Genomic DNA, 16117 nt, shown 5'->3' with positions numbered 1-16117 from the left:
AAGCCGACCGATCCCGAGGGTTGAATAGGCGAAAGAAGCTGATTGATCGAAGGATTGAATGTCTGCCTCATCCGCCTCGTGTCCTTGATCCCCTCCGCGCTGTCGCGATGGCAGGAGAAATCGTTCGAACGACCCCAGCCGACATCCGATCCGACCCCTCTGTAGGGAACTACCGATAGTCCGGGTCTTTCGCGACCAGTTCCACGGTGTTGCCGTCGGGATCGCGTGTGAAGATCCCTCTCCATCCGACCCAGTCAAAATACTCGATGTCGTAGGCCAGTCCGAGGCGGTCATACCAATCCATGACCGCATCCTGATCGTCCCAGGCGAGGCTGAGGGCCAGATGGTGCAGCGAGGAGGCTGATCCCGTTCCGGGTGGCTGCGGACTGCCGTTAACGCCGCCAGCACCCTCCACGTCATGCCGGAACAAGGCCAGGACCGCCGTATGTCCTTCGAAGCCGTCGGCAACCCGGAAAAAAACGATCGGGCTTTCCTTCGGGTCGTTCATGAGGCTTAGCCCGATCACATCCCGGTAGAAGGCCACCATGGCACCATGGTCGATGCACCTAATGGCAATTTCTCCGATGGCCCGAACTTTGAAGTTTGGTGTTTCCATTGCTGTCTCCTGTGCAACTGCGGCTGTATCAGACGCGGCCCGGCGGGCGTCAGGTCATCATCTTGTTCATCGCAAGCGGTGCCCGGGACGTCGGCGCCAGGGTGGCCTGCCGGTTCGCGCGCTGGCCAGCCCAGACCGATCCCAGAACGATGACCGCCCCGAGCCCCTGCAACAAGGACAGGGATTGCCCGAGCCAGAGCCAGCCAAGCGCCACCGCGGTGACCGGGCTCATCATGCCCAGCATGGAGACGGCGCCAGGCTCGAGCCGCGCCACGCCCCGGAACCAGATCGCATAGGTGGCCGCCGCACCGATCAGGCCGAGCCAGGCGAGACCCGCGAGGTTCGCGCCGGACAGCGCGGGCAGCGGCGGTTCCAAGAGCAGGGCAAGCGGGAGCAGGATCAACCCGCCCGCGGTCAGTTGCCAGGCGGTGAAGGTCAGCGCGGAGACGGGCGGCTGCCACTTGCGGCTGAGGACCGTGCCCGCAGCCATGCTGGCCGCACCGCCAAGCCCGGCGGCAATCCCGATCGGGTCAAGCCGCGCGTCCGGCCCGATCAGCAAGAGCGCAACGCCAAAAGCCCCGGTCGCGGCGGCGACAACGGCTCCCGCCTGGATCGGTGTGCCGAGCCAGCCGCGCGCCATGCCGATCACCATCATCGCTTGAAGGGCGCCAAGCGTCGCGGCCACGCCGCCCGGCAGCCGGTAGGCCGCCACGAAGAGCAGCACCCAGAAGAGCGCGAAGTTGAAGCTCCCCAGCAGAAAGACGCGCCCAAGCCAGGCGCGGCCGGGCAGGCGGTGCGTCACGGCCAGCAACAAAAGCCCGGCAGGCAGGGCCCGAAGCGCGGCCAGGGTGATCGGGTAGCCGGCGGGCAGCGCCTCGGTCGTCACGAGATAGGTGCTGCCCCAGACGGCCGGGGCCAGCGCCGTCAGGACAATGTCGGTGGTGCGGGACAAGGGCCATTCCTCCGTGAAAGGCTCACCAGAGCGGGGTGAGGGGGATGCGCGGACGATCCTGCCTAGGCGGCAGACCGAGGTCGCGCAGGGTGTGGGACGGAAGATCGGCGCGATGGCGCGTCGGAATAACCGCCGCGTTCTCACTTCATTCTTTACGGGGATTGAACAATCTCAGCGGTTGAGCGCGCGGCGCAGGTGCTCGAGAAAGGTGGTCACCTTGGCATCCATGCCCAGGCGGGAGCCCGTGACCGCGAAGATCTCCGGCGAGGGCAACTCCCACTCCGGCAGAACCCGCACCAGGTCCCCCCGCGCGACCGCCTCGGCGGAGACGAAATCGGGCAGGGTGCCAATGCCGTGTCCCGCCACCAGCAGGTCGCGCAGCACAAGGCTGCTGCCGACACGCACGGGGGGATCGATCGCGATGGTGCGCTTGCCCTCCGGGCCGTGAAGCTCCCAGGTGGTCAGGTGATCGGCCAGGAGGAAACCGACAACCCGATGATCGGGGATTTCCTCCGGCCTCCGAGGGGCCCCGACCGCGTCCAGATAGGCCGGAGAGGCAAAGATGCGTTGCCGCATGGTCCCGATCTTGCGCGCGACCAGGGCTGAATCCGGCATCACGGCGCGGATGCGGATGGAGAGATCAAACCCGCCCTCGACCATGTCGACCACCCGGTCATCGAGCGAGAGGGTGAGCTTCAGATCCGGATATCGATCGAGGAACCCGGGCAGCATCGGGGCGATGACGGTCTGCCCGAAGGAACTGGAGGCGTTCACCTTCAGGTGGCCCGCCACGGCGCCGGCCCCCTCGCGTATGCGCGTCTCGACCGCTCCGACCGCCTCGAGGATGTTGATGGCTTCGTCGTAGTAGAGGCGCCCGGCATCGGTGAGCGACATCGACCGGGTGGTCCGCGTCAGAAGCGTGCTGCCGAGGCTTTCTTCCAGCAGCTTGACCTCCCTGCTGAGGAGCGCCGGGGAGACGCCCAGATCCTCCGCCGCCCGCGCGAAGCTCCCGCGTTCGACAATGCGACGGAAGGCTTGCATGACGGAGAGCTTGTCCACGGGTCGATCTCCATGGTTGAGGCGTGCAGCGGGGGGTGGTCCTGTCTTGCTGATACCATCAAGTCGGCATGGATGAAGCGGTAAGGTTGGAAGGAGGCGTGTCGGAGTGTTGGCGGGGGTGGTGGTATGGGGTTGAGGGTGGGGGGAGTGGACGTTCGCTGCACCATCCGCCAACGGTAGCTATGCTCTCCGGGCCTAATCATAAATTCGGTTCAAAGGAGTCCAAGTGACCCGTGGGACCCCATCTCTTAGTTCAACCATTACCAAGAAAATGACACTGAGGTCTGGTAGATGAACTGCATGATGCCGCAATAGCTTTGTCAGCCTAACCAGTGCAGTTGATAGCTCGTTCAGATAAGCGTTAAGGTCAATTGGACCCTTTAGTGGATTTCGATAGTGCAGTGCCTCACTGAAGCGTCCCCACATTCGGAATAACTCACCTGAAGAAATTACATCCTCGTCGATGATTTCTAAGAATTTTGATCCATCTGGGTCTATAACAACTCTCACGGGTTCTGGCATGAACCGTTCATTTTGCGCAGCAAGCAGCTTCTTCAACTTATCCCATGCGTCATTCTTTCGTAAACGAAGGGTGAAGTCTTCAACGAAATCAGCATGTAAAACGAATGATGCCAAAAGTGTCGTTTCACAGACCTGCCGAAGCTGCAGTGCTGCCATCTCTAAATCAATCAAATTGGGCTCTGCGTAGAGTTCGCGCCCTCGCTTCAAGTGCTCCTCGGCTGCTAAAAGCCGAAAATATATTGCTTTAATGAGGTCACCGTATGCTGTTATGCCTGAGTCTTTTGACCTGGCTTGCATTGATGTCTCTCACTTACCTAAATTAAACTTGCATTTTGACGCCGCTTAGTCGGCGCCGTTCATCCACCAGAACCGTTCAATGCGATCGTCAGAAAATCATTTATGCAACACGGTGACAGTGTAACCACCAGAGGTGCCGCCAACCTTAAGAAAAATTATCTGCGTCCAAAGGTGTCTTCGGGCGTGAAGCGCACCTTATGCGAATGTCGCGTCTGGCGTCAAAGCGGCCGTTTGAGCTCATAACGCCTGAAAGACCCAGCCAATGATTGCATAAGCCAATACCGGATTTTCGACCCGAATTTTCACCTCGGCACCAGTCGTAACTTCGGCGCCGGGAAAAGTTTGAATGAGGTCCTCAATGCTAAGGTTCAGGTCTGAAATTGCAGGGCGCCGGAAGTACCAAAGAACCCAGGACTTGTTGAGCACGGCTGCGAAGTACCAGCGTTCACCTCTGACAAAGCGGAGCTCCCGATCGATATATCCGTGGCCACCAAATTGCGAGGAAAGGGCACAAGGAAGATTGGCTCGGGCGAAAATTTGGTAGACGGTGCCAGCGGCGGCTGAAGTGTTTCCTCCAATTTGCTTCGCCAGCTCCTGCTCATCGATGGTCATGGGCTACCTCCGGTTAAAAACAAACCTTGCTCCGTCGAAATGACGTTTGGCAAGCGCGCACAACGGTTATCAAGCGGTGGAAATGCTGCGCGATGAACGAACGTCCGGTTCGGTGAAGCCGCGCTGCAGCGATGGCTCATACTGCGAGCGTCCGCTCAGGCCCGCCTCTACGCCTAACCCAAGACGCTCAGCGACCCGCGCCGCGCTGGCCGAAGTCGCCTCTGAAACGTCCTGCGCGAGGCCCTAGGTTCACTGACCCCAAGCGCAACCCGCAAAGCAGCCTTCCAGCCCCACCATAACCAATGAAAGCTGGTAGGCCCGGCAGGACTTGAACCCGCAACCAAAGCGTTATGAGCGCTCTGCTCTAACCAATTGAGCTACAGGCCCCCAGCGGGATCGGGCTACCCAGACGCGCGGGGGGCGTCAAGCGTGTCGTTGCAGCGCCCGGGGCGATGGGCTATCGCCTGCGGCATCGAGACAAGAACCGTTACCCGGGGGCCGCCGATGAGCGAGGGCAAGAACAGCGTCACCTATGCCGATGCGGGCGTCGATATCGACGCCGGCAACGCGCTTGTCGAACGGATCAAACCGGCGGCGAAGCGCACCGATAGACCCGGCACCATGGCCGGGCTCGGCGGTTTCGGCGCGCTATTTGATCTGAAGGCGGCGGGCTACGAGGATCCGGTCCTCGTCGCCGCGACCGACGGGGTGGGCACCAAGCTGCGCATCGCCATCGACACCGGCTATTATGACAGCGTCGGCATCGACCTTGTCGCCATGTGCGTCAACGACCTGGTCTGCCAGGGCGCCGAGCCGCTGTTCTTCCTGGATTATTTCGCCACCGGCAAGCTCGAGATCGAGGCCGCGGCGCGGGTGATCGAGGGCATCGCCCAGGGCTGCGAGGCGGCCAATACCGCGCTGATCGGCGGCGAGACCGCCGAGATGCCGGGCATGTATCCGGCCGGGGATTTCGACCTCGCGGGCTTTGCGGTGGGCGCGATGGAGCGCGGCACGGCGCTGCCCGAGGGCGTCTCCGAGGGCGACGTGCTGCTGGGGCTCGCCTCGAACGGGGTGCATTCCAACGGCTACAGCCTGGTGCGCAAGCTGGTCGAGGCCTCGGGGCTCGACTGGGGCGCGGCCTGCCCCTGGGGCGAGGGCACGCTGGGCGCGGCGCTGCTCGCGCCGACGCGGCTCTACGTGACCCCGGCCCTGGCGGCGGTGCGCGCGGGCGGGGTGCACGGGCTCGCGCATATTACCGGCGGCGGGCTGACCGAGAACCTGCCGCGCGTTCTGCCCGAGGGGCTCGGCGCCGAGGTGAACCTCGATGCCTTCGCGCTGCCCGATGTCTTCGCCTGGCTGCAGGAGCAGGGCCGCATGGACCAGGCCGAGATGCTCAAGACCTTCAACTGCGGCATCGGCATGGTGCTGGTGGTCGATCCCGACCGCGCCGAGGCGCTGAGCGCGCTTCTCGAGGAAGCCGAGGAGCGGGTGACCCGGCTCGGCACCGTGGTCGCGGGCGCGGGCATCCGCTACGCGGGCCAGCTTGCATGAAGCGTGTCGCGATCCTGATCTCGGGCGGCGGGTCGAACATGCAGGCGCTGGCCGAAAGCATGTCCGGCGATCACCCCGCGCGCCCTGTTCTGGTCATGGCCAATTCCGAGACCGCGGGCGGGCTCGAGAAGGCCCGCGCCATGGGCATTCCGACCGCCGCCGTGGACCACCGGCCCTACAAGGGCGACCGGGCGGCCTTCGAGGCGGCGCTGCAGGACAAGCTCGAGGCGGCGGCGCCGGACATCCTCTGCCTCGCGGGCTTCATGCGGGTCCTGACCGAGGGTTTCGTGAGCCGCTGGCAGGGCCGGATGCTGAACATCCACCCCTCGCTTCTGCCGAAGTATCGCGGGCTCGACACCCATGCCCGCGCCCTTGCCGCGGGCGACAGCGAACACGGCTGCACCGTGCACGAGGTCACGCCGGCGCTCGATGACGGGCCGATCCTCGGTCAGGCGCGGGTGCCCGTGACCCCCGGCGACACGCCGGAAGACCTGGCCGCCCGGGTGCTCGAACAGGAGCACCGGCTCTATCCCGCGGTGCTGGCCCGCTTCGCCGCGGGCGACCGGCGCCCGGTGATGTTTCCCTGATGCACCCCTGAGCCCCCCAGCGCGCCGCCCGGCGCTGGCGCATTGCGCCCGGCGCCATGTAGGGTAGTGTCCGCTGCAATCTCCGATCAAGAAAGGCCGCGATGCAGACGATCACCCGGACCGAAGACCTCGCCGCGTTCTGCGATCGCGCCAAGGCCGCCCCTTACGTCACCGTCGACACCGAGTTCCTGCGCGAACGCACCTATTACTCCAAGCTCTGCCTGGTGCAGCTCGCCATCCCCGGCGAGGAGGAGGGCGACGCGGTGCTGGTCGACCCGCTGGAGGAGGGCCTGTCGCTCGATCCCCTGGTCGCGCTCTTCCGGGACACCTCGGTGGTCAAGGTCTTCCACGCCGCGCGGCAGGACCTCGAGATCTTCTGCGTCGACTACGGGGTGATCCCCGAGCCGCTCTTCGACACCCAGGTCGCGGCCATGGTCTGCGGCTTCGGCGAACAGGTCGGCTACGAGACGCTGGTCAAGCGCATCGCGCGGGCGAGCCTCGACAAGTCCTCGCGCTTCACCGACTGGTCGCGGCGCCCGCTGACGGACGCGCAAAAGACCTATGCGCTGGCCGATGTGACCCATCTGCGCAAGATCTACGAGTTCCTCGAGAAGAAGCTGCGCGACACCGGGCGGCACCGCTGGGTCGCCGAGGAGCTGGCCCAGCTCACAGATCCCGAGACCTATGTGACCCGGCCCGCCGAGGCCTGGCGCCGGGTCAAGACGCGCAATACCTCGCCGCGCTTCCTGGCGGTGGTGCGCGAGCTGGCGCGCTTCCGCGAGGCCTATGCCCAGGAGCGCAACGTGCCGCGCAGCCGGGTCTACAAGGATGACGCGCTGCTGGAGCTGGCGGCGACCAAGCCCGCGAGCCACAGCGACCTCGGCCGCTCGCGGCTGCTTCTGCGCGAGGCCCGGCGCGGCGACATCGCCGAGGGCATCCTCGCGGCGGTGAAACAGGCCCAGGAACTGCCCAAGGAAGAGCTGCCCGAGGTCCAGGAAGGCCGCGACAAGGCCCAGGTGAACCCGGCGCTGGCGGATCTTCTGCGCGTGCTCCTGAAGGCGCGGACCGAAAGCTCGGGCGTGGCCCCGAAGCTGGTGGCGCCCTCGGCCGAGCTCGACGCCATCGCCAGCGGCGAGCGCGACGTGGCCGCGCTCAAGGGCTGGCGGCGCGAGCTGTTCGGGGCCGATGCGCTGCGGCTCTGCGACGGCCAGATCGCGCTGGCCGCCAAGGGCAGCAAGATCGACGTGATCGAGCTTTGATCGGCGCGGGGGCCCGCTTTGGCGGGCCTGCGCGGGCGGGGTCTTGGGGCACGTCGCTTTTCAACGCCGCCTGACCGCCGGACGCCTGCCGACATCCCCACAACAAAAAACGCGCGCTCCGATCCCCGGGCGCGCGTTTCACATTGTCGGAAGGGTAGACGCCCTCAGCGCCGCGTCGCGAGCGCGTTGCTCGCGCTGCGGACCTCGATCTCGGCGATCTCGGAGAGCTCCTGGTCGGTCAGGAAGGTCGCCACGGTCACCCGCCGCGCCTTGGGGCCGGTGCCCGCCGAGCTGCGGTAAAGCCGCACTTCCAGCGCGTAGACCAGCCGTTCGCCGGTGCTTTCCGCCTCGATCGGCGTCAGCTGGGCCTCGTAGCGGCCCGGCACCCGGGCGATGCCGCTGGCGCGCACGATGGCACCGCCGGGACGGCGCTCGATGGTGAGATCCGAGAGCTCGGCGATGGGCTGGCCGAGGTAGACCTCTTCGCGTTCGGTGCGGAAGACCGAGGCGCGCCGCGCGGGGATCAGGGGATTGGTTTCGCTGCCCGCTTCAACGGGGACCGAGCGCGCCGGACCGAACCAGTTGAAGGGATTGAGCCGCGTGCCGCAGGCGCTCAGCGTCAGCCCCGCGACGAGGCAGACGATTACCGGTTTTCTCAACGCATTGAACGCCATGGCGGGCCCCTCGATCCCTGTTTCCAACGGACTAGCCTGTTTGCGCCCGCGTGAAAAGCCCAAGCCATGCACTGGACGCGCGCCATGCGGGCGCATAGGTCTGCATCAAACAGACATTCCGGCAGCAAGGACGATGACAGGATGGCACAGCCGGCCTTCGAAGAGGTGGTCGAGGATTTCGAGTTCCTCGAGGATTGGGAAGATCGCTACCGCATGGTGATCGAGATGGGCCGCGACATGGACCCGCTCGACGATGCGCTGAAGGTGCCTGCGACCAAGGTCGAGGGCTGCGCCAGCCAGGTCTGGCTGCACCCCCGGGTCGAGTCTGGGCGCTTCCACTTCGAGGGCGACAGCGACGCGATGATCGTGCGCGGGCTGATCGCGGTGCTGCGCCGGCTCTACGACGGGCTGAAGGTCGAGGAGGTCGAGAGTGTGGACGCCCGCGCCGAGCTGGGCCGGCTGGGGCTGAACGATCACCTCTCGGCGCAGCGCTCGAACGGGCTGCGCGCCATGGTCGAGCGCATCCGCGGCTACAGCAAGGTGTCCTGAGCACGCGGGCAGGGGCCTGCGCCAAGGCGGGATTTGGATTTACCGTTGAATGGCGGGCCCTGCGGGGCCCGTTTTTTCTGAGAAAATGGTCAGACGGCGGATGTCGCGCGCAGTCAGGCCCGCGAGCCCCGTTCTATCTCGGAAATGCCGCCAGCGCGCCCCGCGCCTAGCTGTTGCCTGCCCCGGTGAAGCGCGCGGCATCGGCGGCGGCCCGGCGGATGGCGTTCGATTTGTGCACCGTCTCCTGGTATTCCGCTTCGGGTTCGCTGTCGTGCACCACACCGCCACCGGCCTGGATGTAGAGCTTGCCGTCCTTGATCACCGCCGTCCGCAGCGCGATGCACATGTCCATGTCGCCACCGGCCGAGAAATACCCCAGCCCGCCGCCGTAGACGCCGCGCTTCTCGGGCTCAAGCTCGTCGATGATCTGCATGGCGCGCACCTTGGGCGCGCCGGAGACCGTGCCCGCCGGCAGGCCCGCCAGCAGCGCCGAGAGCGCGTCCTGGTCCTCGGCCAGCTCGCCCACCACGTTCGACACGATGTGCATGACGTGGCTGTAGCGCTCGATCACGAATTGCTCGGTCGGGCGCACGGTGCCGATCTTCGACACCCGCCCCGTATCGTTCCGCCCGAGGTCGAGCAGCATCAGGTGCTCGGCGCGCTCCTTCTCGTCGGCCAGGAGGTCCGCTTCGAGCGCCAGGTCCTCGGCAGGCGTCGCACCGCGCGGCCGCGTGCCCGCGATCGGGCGGATCGTCACCTCGCGGCCGAAGACCCGGACCAGGATCTCGGGGCTGGCGCCCACCACCTGGAAGCCGCCGAAGTTGAAATAGAACATGAAAGGCGAAGGGTTCGTGCGCCGGAGCGAGCGATAGAGCGCGAAGGGCGGCAGGGGAAATTCCTGCGTCCAGCGCTGCGAGGGCACCACCTGGAAGATGTCCCCGGCGCGGATGTATTCCTTGGCGCGGGCGACGGCCTCCTTGTAGCCCTCGTGGGTGAAATTCGAGACCGGCGTGCCCAGCTCCGCCGCATCGCCCAGCGTGCGGGCCTGCTGCGGCAGCGCGCGTTCGAGGTCGCGCACCGCATCCATCACCCGTTCGGCGGCCTGCGCATAGGCCGCGCGCGCCGATTGCCCCGAGGAGACCCAGGCCGGGGAGACCACGATGACCTCGCCCTTGACCCCGTCGAGCACCGCGATGACCGAAGGGCGCATCAGCGTCGCGTCGGGCAGGCCGATCGGGTCGGGATTGACGTCCGGCAGGTCCTCGACCTGGCGGATCATGTCGTAGCCGAGGTAACCAAACAGCCCCGCCGAGGCCTGCGGCAGCTCCTCGGGCAGGTCGATCTTCGACTCCTCCAGAAGCGCGCGCAGCGCGGTCAGCGGCGCGCCCGCCATGGGCTCGAAGGCCTCGGCGTCGAACCGCGCCTGGCGGTTGACCTCCGAGGTCTCTCCCGCGCAGCGCCAGACCAGGTCGGGTTTCATGCCGATGATCGAATAGCGCCCGCGGACCTCGCCGCCGGTCACAGATTCCAGCACGAAGGCGTCGCGGGCCGCACCGGTCAGCTTCAACATCAGCGAGACCGGCGTGTCGAGATCGGCCGCGAGCCGCGCGTAGACGACCTGGTTCTGCCCGGCGGCATAAGCCGGCTCGAAGTCCGCGAAGGAGGGGGTCAGTTCGGCCATCTGGGGTCTTACTGCAGGTTGGAATTGACCGCGTTCAGCGTGTCGCGGTTGATCGTGACCCCGGCGCGGGACTGGATGTCAGCCGAGAGCGCGCGGAAGAGGTCTTCGGCCAGCGCGCCCTGGGCCTGCTGGTTCAGCCGCTGGCGCAGCCGGTTGGCGTCCTCGTCCTGCATGTCGGCGGGCAGCACCCGGTCGGTGCGCAGGACCGCGACCCGGCCCGCGCCGCTCGCGTAGGTGGCGCCGCCTTCCTCGGTCTCGAAGGCCGCCTGGATCGCGCCGCGGGGCAGGGCGTCGCGCCGCGCGTTGCGGTCGAGCGCGGTCAGCTCGCGGGCGTTCAGGCCCAGCTCCTCGAAGCTCGCGCCATCGGCAAGCGCCGCGACGTGATCCTCGGCGAGCGCCTCGAGGCCCTCGGTCACCTGGGCCTCTTCCCAGGCGGTCTCGACGGCGTTCTGCACCTCCTCGAAGGGGATCGGCGCGGGCTCGTCGATGCCGTCGACGCGCAGCGCGAAGACGCCGCCGTCACCCAGTTCGGCGATCTCGGGGTAGTCGCCCGGCTCGGCACCGCGCACGGCGGCGTTGAAGGCGGGATAGGCGGCGATCTCCTCGTCGGTGCGGGGCGTCCAGTCGATCTGGCCAAGCTGCATCTCGCTGCCCTGGGTCAGCTCCTCGAGGGTGGCGCCCCCGGCCAGCTCGTTGTCGTAGCTCTCGGCCTGCGACTCGATCACCCGGCGCGCGCGGTCGAGGACCAGCGTGTCGCGCAGCATCGGCACGGCTTCCTCAAAGGGCGTCTCGACGGCGGCCAGCTCGGCGTTGACGCGGAAAAGCGCGGGGCCAAGCGGCGAGGGCGCCGGGCCCACGACGCTGCCGGTCTCGGCGGTGAAGACCGGCTCGGCGGCCTCGCCCAGGTCGCGGCGGGTCACTTCGCCCAGATCGGCGTCGGCCAGCGCCAGGCCGCGTGCCTCGACCACCTCCTCGAAGCTGGTCTCGCCCGCGGAGATGCGCCCTGCGGCCTCTTCGGCGGCGGCCTCGTCCGAGAAGACCAGCCGTTCGACCAGCCGGCGCTCGGGCATGTTGAAGCGGTCGGATTGCTCCTCGTAGGCCTCGCGCAGGGTCTCCTCGGGAACCTCGACGCTGTCGAGCAGCATCTCGGGGGTCACCCAGGCATAGGTCACGCGCTTGGTCTCGGGGCGGGTGTAATCGTCGATGTTCGCCTCGTAGAAGGCGCGCAGCTCGTCCTCGCTCGGGGCGGGGATGCCGGTCGCGAGGTCGGCGCCGGTCAGCACCGCGTAGCTCAGGTCGCGCCGCTCGCCGGCGAAGGCCACGATGGTGTCGGCATAGGCCGTGGGCATGTCGAGCCCGGTCAACACGCCCGCCTGCAGCACGGTGCGGGAGACCTCGTCGCGCAAGTCCTCTTCGAACTCGCCCTCGGTCAGACCGGCGTTCTCCAGCGCGAAGCGGTAGGACTCGCGGTTGAACTGGCCGTCGGGGCCCTGGAAGGAGCCGATCTGCGCCAGCTCGTTGGCCACCAGGTCGTCATCCACCGAGATGCCGACACGCTCGGCCTCCCAGTCGAGCGCTCGGGTCAGTACCAGCTGGCTCAGGACGCGGGTGTCGAGCCCCATCTGCTGGGCCTCGGCGAAGCTCACCGCGCCGCCGCGTTCGGCCTGAAGCGCGCGCAGCTCCTGCTGCATGGCGCGGGCATAGGCGTCGACGCCGATATCCTGGTCGCCGACGGCGCCCACGGACCGCGCGGTGCCCGAGAGATTGGTGGCTCCGAACCCGGCGAGGCCCACCAGGAGAAGACCCATCAGGATCCAGACGAAGACTTTGGACAGGCGGCCGGCCTTGAGTGCCATCGGGCCCTCCGGTTGGTCGTGAAAACTAGCTGTTCGGCTGTCTAGACGCGGGGGTCACAGCCCGCAAGGGCGCGGCCCTCAGTCGTCGGTGCCGTGGTAGGGTTTGACGTATTGCAGCGCCATGTCCCAGGGGAAGAAGATCCAGGTGTCCTGGCTGACCTCGGTGATGAAGGTATCGACCATGGGCCGGCCCTTGGGCTTGGCGTAGACTGTGGCGACATGCGCCTTGGGCATGGCCTCGCGCACCACCTCGAGCGTCTTGCCGGTGTCGACGAGGTCGTCGACGATCAAGACGCCGGTGCCGTCGCCCACCACCTCGGCGTCGGGGCTCTTGATGATCTGCGGCGCGGCCTGGGTCTGGTGGTTGTAGCTTTTCACGCTGATCGTATCGACGGTGCGGATGTCGAGCTCGCGCGAGACGATCATCGCGGGGGCCATGCCGCCGCGGGTGATCGCCACGACGGCGCGCCAGCCGCCCTCGGGCTCATTGCCCTGCAGCCGCCAGGCCAGCGCGCGGGCGTCGCGGTGCAGCTGGTCCCAGCTGACGTGAAATCCTTTTTCGTGGGGCAGACGGTCGGACATCTTGGTCTCCTATCGGTCGAAGAGCAGTCGCAGGCCGGGCGCGCCCGGGACGGCGCCGGTGGCGCGGTCGCGCGCGGGCTTGAGGCGCAGATGGCCCGCGCGGGCCGCTGGCGTCGCCCAAAGGGCGGCCAGGACCGCGCGGACCACAAGGTCAACTGCGAGATGGTTGAGGGGGATGCGCGCCGGAACAGGCGCCGCCATGGCGGCCGGAAGCGTGAGGGTGAACGCGAGGAGGTGGGGCCAGCCCATCTCCGTCACGTCTTCTCGATATCCGGGGCGTCGACCGCCTTCATGCCGACGACGTGGTAGCCGGCGTCGACGTGATGGGTCTCGCCGGTGACGCCCGCGCCGAGGTCGGACAGCAGGTAGAGGGCGGAATTGCCCACGTCATCGGTGGTGACATTGCGCCGCAGCGGGGAGTTCAGCTCGTTCCACTTCATGATGTAGCGGAAGTCGCCGATGCCCGAGGCCGCGAGCGTGCGGATCGGCCCGGCCGAGAGCGCGTTGACGCGGATACCGTCCTTGCCGAGGTCCTCGGCCAGGTAGCGCACGGAGGCCTCGAGCGCGGCCTTGGCGACACCCATGACGTTGTAATGCGGCATGACCCGCTCGGCGCCGTAATAGGTCAGCGTCACGGCCGAGCCGCCTTGCGTCATCATCCGCGCCGCGCGCTGCATGACGGCGGTGAAGGAATAGACCGAAATGTCCATGGACATTGCGAAATTGTCCCGCGTGGTGTCGACGTAGCGGCCCCGCAGCTGGGTCTTGTCGGAATAGCCGATCGCATGGACGATGAAATCCAGCTGGTCCCATTCCTGCGCCAGCCCCTCGAAGAGCCCGTCGATCGAGGCCTCGTCGCCCACGTCGCAGGGCAGCACGATCGAAGAGCCGAGGCTCTCGGCCAGGGGCCCCACGCGCTTCTTCAGCGACTCGCCCTGATAGGAGAACGCAAGCTCCGCCCCGGCGTTCGCGCAGGCCTTCGCGATGCCCCAGGCGATGGATTTGTCGTTTGCGAGCCCCATGATTAGGCCGCGTTTGCCTGCCATAAGTCCGTTTGACATCGCCCCTCTCCAACCCGACATCTGTTTCGCTGTCCTTTAGGTTATGGGGCAGGGACCATCAAGGGCAGCGACGCGCGGGATCTCGCCCGCGTGGCCTTCCGCCCACGAAAGGATCAGGCGATGAGTGACAGAACGGGAAAATTCGCGGGCGAGGATCCCTTCGCGATTGCACGGGAGTGGCTGGCCGAGGCCGAGGACCATGAGGTCAACGACCCCAATGCCATCGCGCTCTCCACCGTGGATGCCCAGGGGCTGCCCAACGCCCGCATGGTCCTCTTGAAGGAGATCGAGGCGGACGCCTTCGTCTTCTACACCAACTACGGCAGCGCCAAGGCCCAGGAGATCGAACAGGCCGGCAAGGCCGCCTTCGTGATGCACTGGAAGTCGCTGCGCCGGCAGATCCGCGTGCGCGGGCTGACCGAACGCGAGGAAGGCGAGAAGGCCGACGAATATTTCGCCTCGCGCTCGCTGAAGAGCCGCATGGGGGCCTGGGCCTCCGAGCAGTCGCGGCCGCTGTCGAGCCGCTCGGCGCTCATGGCCGAGGTGGCCCGCGTCACTGCGCGTTATGGCAATAATCCGCCGCGTCCGCCATTCTGGGGTGGATTTCGGATTCGCCCTCTGGAAATCGAGTTCTGGGCCGACGGGGCTTTCCGACTGCACGACCGTTTTGTGTGGAGACGCGATGCAATCGATTTAACGTGGAATGTAGAGCGGCTTTCGCCTTAACCTTGACCCATTTCGCGTTACATGGATGGTTGCAGAGGGGGTAGTGTTAATCTAAACGCCATGCTCCGCCGCAACTCGGCGGCAACGCTGACAAAAAAGAGATTCAAGATGGCGACCGCTGATGTAGGCCGACGGGTTCGCGGCAAGGTCAAATGGTTCGATCCCGGCAAGGGATTCGGATTCGTCGTCATCGATAACGATGATCGCGACATATTGCTTCATGCGAATGTATTGCGGAATTTCGGCCAATCCTCCGTCGCCGACGGCGCGCTTGTCGACATCACCATCCAGGAAACGCCGCGCGGATTTCAGGCGATCACCGTGCATGACATCGAACCGCCTGCGGAAACCGAGGGGCCGCCGCTTGCCGATTTCGAAGGCATGGACCCCGAGGAACTGCGCGCCGCGCCGCTCGAGCCCGGGCGGGTGAAATGGTTCGACAAGAACAAGGGCTTCGGCTTCGCCAATGTCTTCGGCCGGCCCGAGGACGTCTTCATTCACATCGAGGTGCTGCGCCGCTCGGGGCTGGCCGACCTGCAACCCGGAGAGGCCATCGGCCTCAGGGTGGTCGAGGGCAAGCGCGGCCGCATGGCAACGGAGATCGCCGCGTGGGAAAGCGCATTGTCTCTTTAACCCTTCTGACGGTCTCGGCGCTTTGGGCCGGTGCGGCCCAGGCCGAGACCTGCCGCGAGGACCGTCTGGCGCTGCGCGGCGATTTCGGCGCGGCGAGCTTCCGGGTCGAGGTGGCCGATGACGCCGCCGAACGCGCGCAGGGGCTCATGCATGTCGAGGAGATGGACCGTTTCGCCGGCATGCTCTTCGTCTACGACAATCCCCAGCCCGTCGCCTTCTGGATGCGCAATACGCTGATCCCGCTCGACCTGATCTTCGCCGATGCCCGGGGCGTGGTGCAGAAGGTGCACGCAAATGCCGTGCCGCATGACGAGACCGCGATCCCCGGCACGCCCGACACGCAATATGTGCTCGAGATCAACGGCGGGCTCGCGGCGCGGCTCGGCATCGCGCCGGGCAGCGAGATGCGCCATCCCGCGATCTCCGGCGCGGCCTGGTCCTGCGCGGGATAATCTCTCTTTTCAATCTTCGCGCCTGCGGGTAGGCAGGCGCCGTTCGGGGCGTAGCGCAGCCTGGTAGCGCGTCTGTTTTGGGTACAGAAGGTCGTGAGTTCGAATCTCGCCGCCCCGACCACTTCCGGTAAATTATGAGTCCCCGTTTCTCGGGCCGCTCGGGCGCCGGGCCCTTCGCAATGTGCCAGATTTTGGGGCAGGGGGCCTATCCGCGCGGCACCCCCTAGATATGGGGCCCGCTGCCTTCGCGGGCCTGCGCGATTCGCGGGCAGGGTCGAAAGACGGGCCCGCCGGGCGCGGGCGCATCCGCAAATGTCGCGCGCCTGCACCAGTTTTCCCCATGTTTTTCGCCCTTGTCCACAGGCCCCGGGGGCAGGTGGATAACCCGACGGATAACCCCAAAAACCAGCGGATGAGGGCGCGGGCCCATTGTGGATGAATCGAGAGG

The 16117-nt window shown here is 66.5% G+C and carries 18 protein-coding genes and 2 tRNA genes; 8 read left to right on the top strand and 12 right to left on the bottom strand.

The window, feature by feature from the left end:
- Positions 1 to 169 precede the first annotated feature (169 nt).
- From LR948_RS05985 to LR948_RS05960, 6 genes are all read right to left on the bottom strand, one after another.
- Positions 170 to 616, bottom strand: coding sequence for a VOC family protein (locus LR948_RS05985; RefSeq protein ID WP_232753067.1), 447 nt, complete (start codon positions 614 to 616; stop codon positions 170 to 172).
- Positions 617 to 665: 49 nt separating this feature from the next.
- Positions 666 to 1568 (bottom strand): EamA family transporter, encoded by a 903-nt coding sequence (locus tag LR948_RS05980; protein ID WP_232753066.1) that lies wholly within the window; start codon positions 1566 to 1568, stop codon positions 666 to 668.
- A gap of 171 nt (positions 1569 to 1739) precedes the next feature.
- A complete protein-coding gene (locus tag LR948_RS05975; protein ID WP_232753065.1) occupies positions 1740 to 2627 on the bottom strand; it encodes a LysR family transcriptional regulator in 888 nt (295 codons plus the stop codon).
- Between the two features lie 195 nt (positions 2628 to 2822).
- Positions 2823 to 3446 carry a hypothetical protein gene (locus LR948_RS05970; RefSeq protein WP_232753064.1) on the bottom strand — a complete coding sequence of 208 codons (624 nt, stop codon included), beginning with the start codon at positions 3444 to 3446 and terminating at the stop codon, positions 2823 to 2825.
- Positions 3447 to 3683: 237 nt separating this feature from the next.
- Positions 3684 to 4058 carry a hypothetical protein gene (locus LR948_RS05965; protein ID WP_232753063.1) on the bottom strand — a complete coding sequence of 125 codons (375 nt, stop codon included), beginning with the start codon at positions 4056 to 4058 and terminating at the stop codon, positions 3684 to 3686.
- Between the two features lie 310 nt (positions 4059 to 4368).
- Positions 4369 to 4445: transfer RNA gene (locus LR948_RS05960), tRNA-Ile, on the bottom strand.
- A gap of 117 nt (positions 4446 to 4562) precedes the next feature.
- Between LR948_RS05960 and purM the strand changes: the two genes are divergently transcribed.
- The 3 genes from purM (at position 4563) to rnd (ending at position 7455) form a co-directional block, all read left to right on the top strand.
- Complete coding sequence (gene purM, locus LR948_RS05955; RefSeq protein WP_232753062.1) at positions 4563 to 5609, top strand: phosphoribosylformylglycinamidine cyclo-ligase; 1047 nt, start codon at positions 4563 to 4565, stop codon at positions 5607 to 5609.
- Positions 5606 to 6196 carry a phosphoribosylglycinamide formyltransferase gene (purN, locus tag LR948_RS05950; RefSeq protein ID WP_232753061.1) on the top strand — a complete coding sequence of 197 codons (591 nt, stop codon included), beginning with the start codon at positions 5606 to 5608 and terminating at the stop codon, positions 6194 to 6196. Before purM ends, purN begins: the two co-directional genes overlap by 4 nt.
- A 101-nt stretch (positions 6197 to 6297) precedes the next feature.
- The gene (rnd, locus tag LR948_RS05945) at positions 6298 to 7455 is read left to right on the top strand and encodes a ribonuclease D (RefSeq protein ID WP_232753060.1); all 1158 of its coding nucleotides are present in this window, start codon (positions 6298 to 6300) and stop codon (positions 7453 to 7455) included.
- A 164-nt stretch (positions 7456 to 7619) separates the two neighbouring features.
- On the opposite strand, the gene LR948_RS05940 is transcribed toward rnd, so the two are convergent.
- Positions 7620 to 8114: a hypothetical protein gene (locus LR948_RS05940; protein ID WP_232753059.1), complete on the bottom strand. Its 495-nt coding sequence runs from the start codon at positions 8112 to 8114 to the stop codon at positions 7620 to 7622.
- A gap of 156 nt (positions 8115 to 8270) precedes the next feature.
- Here LR948_RS05940 and LR948_RS05935 point away from each other — a divergent pair, with 156 nt between their 5' ends.
- The gene (locus LR948_RS05935) at positions 8271 to 8678 is read left to right on the top strand and encodes a SufE family protein (RefSeq protein WP_232753058.1); all 408 of its coding nucleotides are present in this window, start codon (positions 8271 to 8273) and stop codon (positions 8676 to 8678) included.
- Between the two features lie 166 nt (positions 8679 to 8844).
- Here LR948_RS05935 and trpE read toward each other — a convergent pair whose 3' ends face one another.
- From trpE to fabI, 5 genes are all read right to left on the bottom strand, one after another.
- The gene (gene trpE, locus LR948_RS05930; protein ID WP_232753057.1) at positions 8845 to 10359 is read right to left on the bottom strand and encodes an anthranilate synthase component I; all 1515 of its coding nucleotides are present in this window, start codon (positions 10357 to 10359) and stop codon (positions 8845 to 8847) included.
- 8 nt (positions 10360 to 10367) lie between these two features.
- Positions 10368 to 12215 (bottom strand): peptidylprolyl isomerase, encoded by a 1848-nt coding sequence (locus tag LR948_RS05925; RefSeq protein ID WP_232753056.1) that lies wholly within the window; start codon positions 12213 to 12215, stop codon positions 10368 to 10370.
- A gap of 78 nt (positions 12216 to 12293) precedes the next feature.
- Positions 12294 to 12797 (bottom strand): xanthine phosphoribosyltransferase, encoded by a 504-nt coding sequence (gene gpt, locus LR948_RS05920; RefSeq protein ID WP_232753055.1) that lies wholly within the window; start codon positions 12795 to 12797, stop codon positions 12294 to 12296.
- Positions 12798 to 12806: 9 nt separating this feature from the next.
- Positions 12807 to 13055 carry a hypothetical protein gene (locus LR948_RS05915; RefSeq protein WP_232753054.1) on the bottom strand — a complete coding sequence of 83 codons (249 nt, stop codon included), beginning with the start codon at positions 13053 to 13055 and terminating at the stop codon, positions 12807 to 12809.
- The gene (fabI, locus tag LR948_RS05910) at positions 13052 to 13858 is read right to left on the bottom strand and encodes an enoyl-ACP reductase FabI (RefSeq protein ID WP_232753053.1); all 807 of its coding nucleotides are present in this window, start codon (positions 13856 to 13858) and stop codon (positions 13052 to 13054) included. Before fabI ends, LR948_RS05915 begins: the two co-directional genes overlap by 4 nt.
- 90 nt (positions 13859 to 13948) lie before the next feature.
- On the opposite strand from fabI, the gene pdxH reads away from it, so the two are divergent.
- The 4 genes from pdxH to LR948_RS05890 all read left to right on the top strand — a co-directional run bounded on the left by pdxH (position 13949) and on the right by LR948_RS05890 (position 15790).
- Positions 13949 to 14584 (top strand): pyridoxamine 5'-phosphate oxidase, encoded by a 636-nt coding sequence (pdxH, locus tag LR948_RS05905; RefSeq protein ID WP_370634875.1) that lies wholly within the window; start codon positions 13949 to 13951, stop codon positions 14582 to 14584.
- Between the two features lie 108 nt (positions 14585 to 14692).
- On the top strand, positions 14693 to 15217 hold the full coding sequence (locus tag LR948_RS05900) for a cold-shock protein (RefSeq protein ID WP_232753051.1): 525 nt from the start codon (positions 14693 to 14695) through the stop codon (positions 15215 to 15217).
- Positions 15193 to 15669 (top strand): DUF192 domain-containing protein, encoded by a 477-nt coding sequence (locus tag LR948_RS05895; RefSeq protein WP_232753050.1) that lies wholly within the window; start codon positions 15193 to 15195, stop codon positions 15667 to 15669. The genes LR948_RS05900 and LR948_RS05895 overlap by 25 nt, the downstream gene beginning before the upstream one ends.
- Positions 15670 to 15713: 44 nt before the next feature.
- Positions 15714 to 15790 (top strand) — tRNA-Pro (locus tag LR948_RS05890).
- Positions 15791 to 16117 lie beyond the last annotated feature (327 nt).

The organism is Roseivivax sp. GX 12232 (assembly GCF_021272185.1).
Taxonomy (GTDB): Bacteria; Pseudomonadota; Alphaproteobacteria; order Rhodobacterales; family Rhodobacteraceae; genus Roseivivax.
This window is presented reverse-complemented; position numbering and strand designations above follow the sequence as displayed.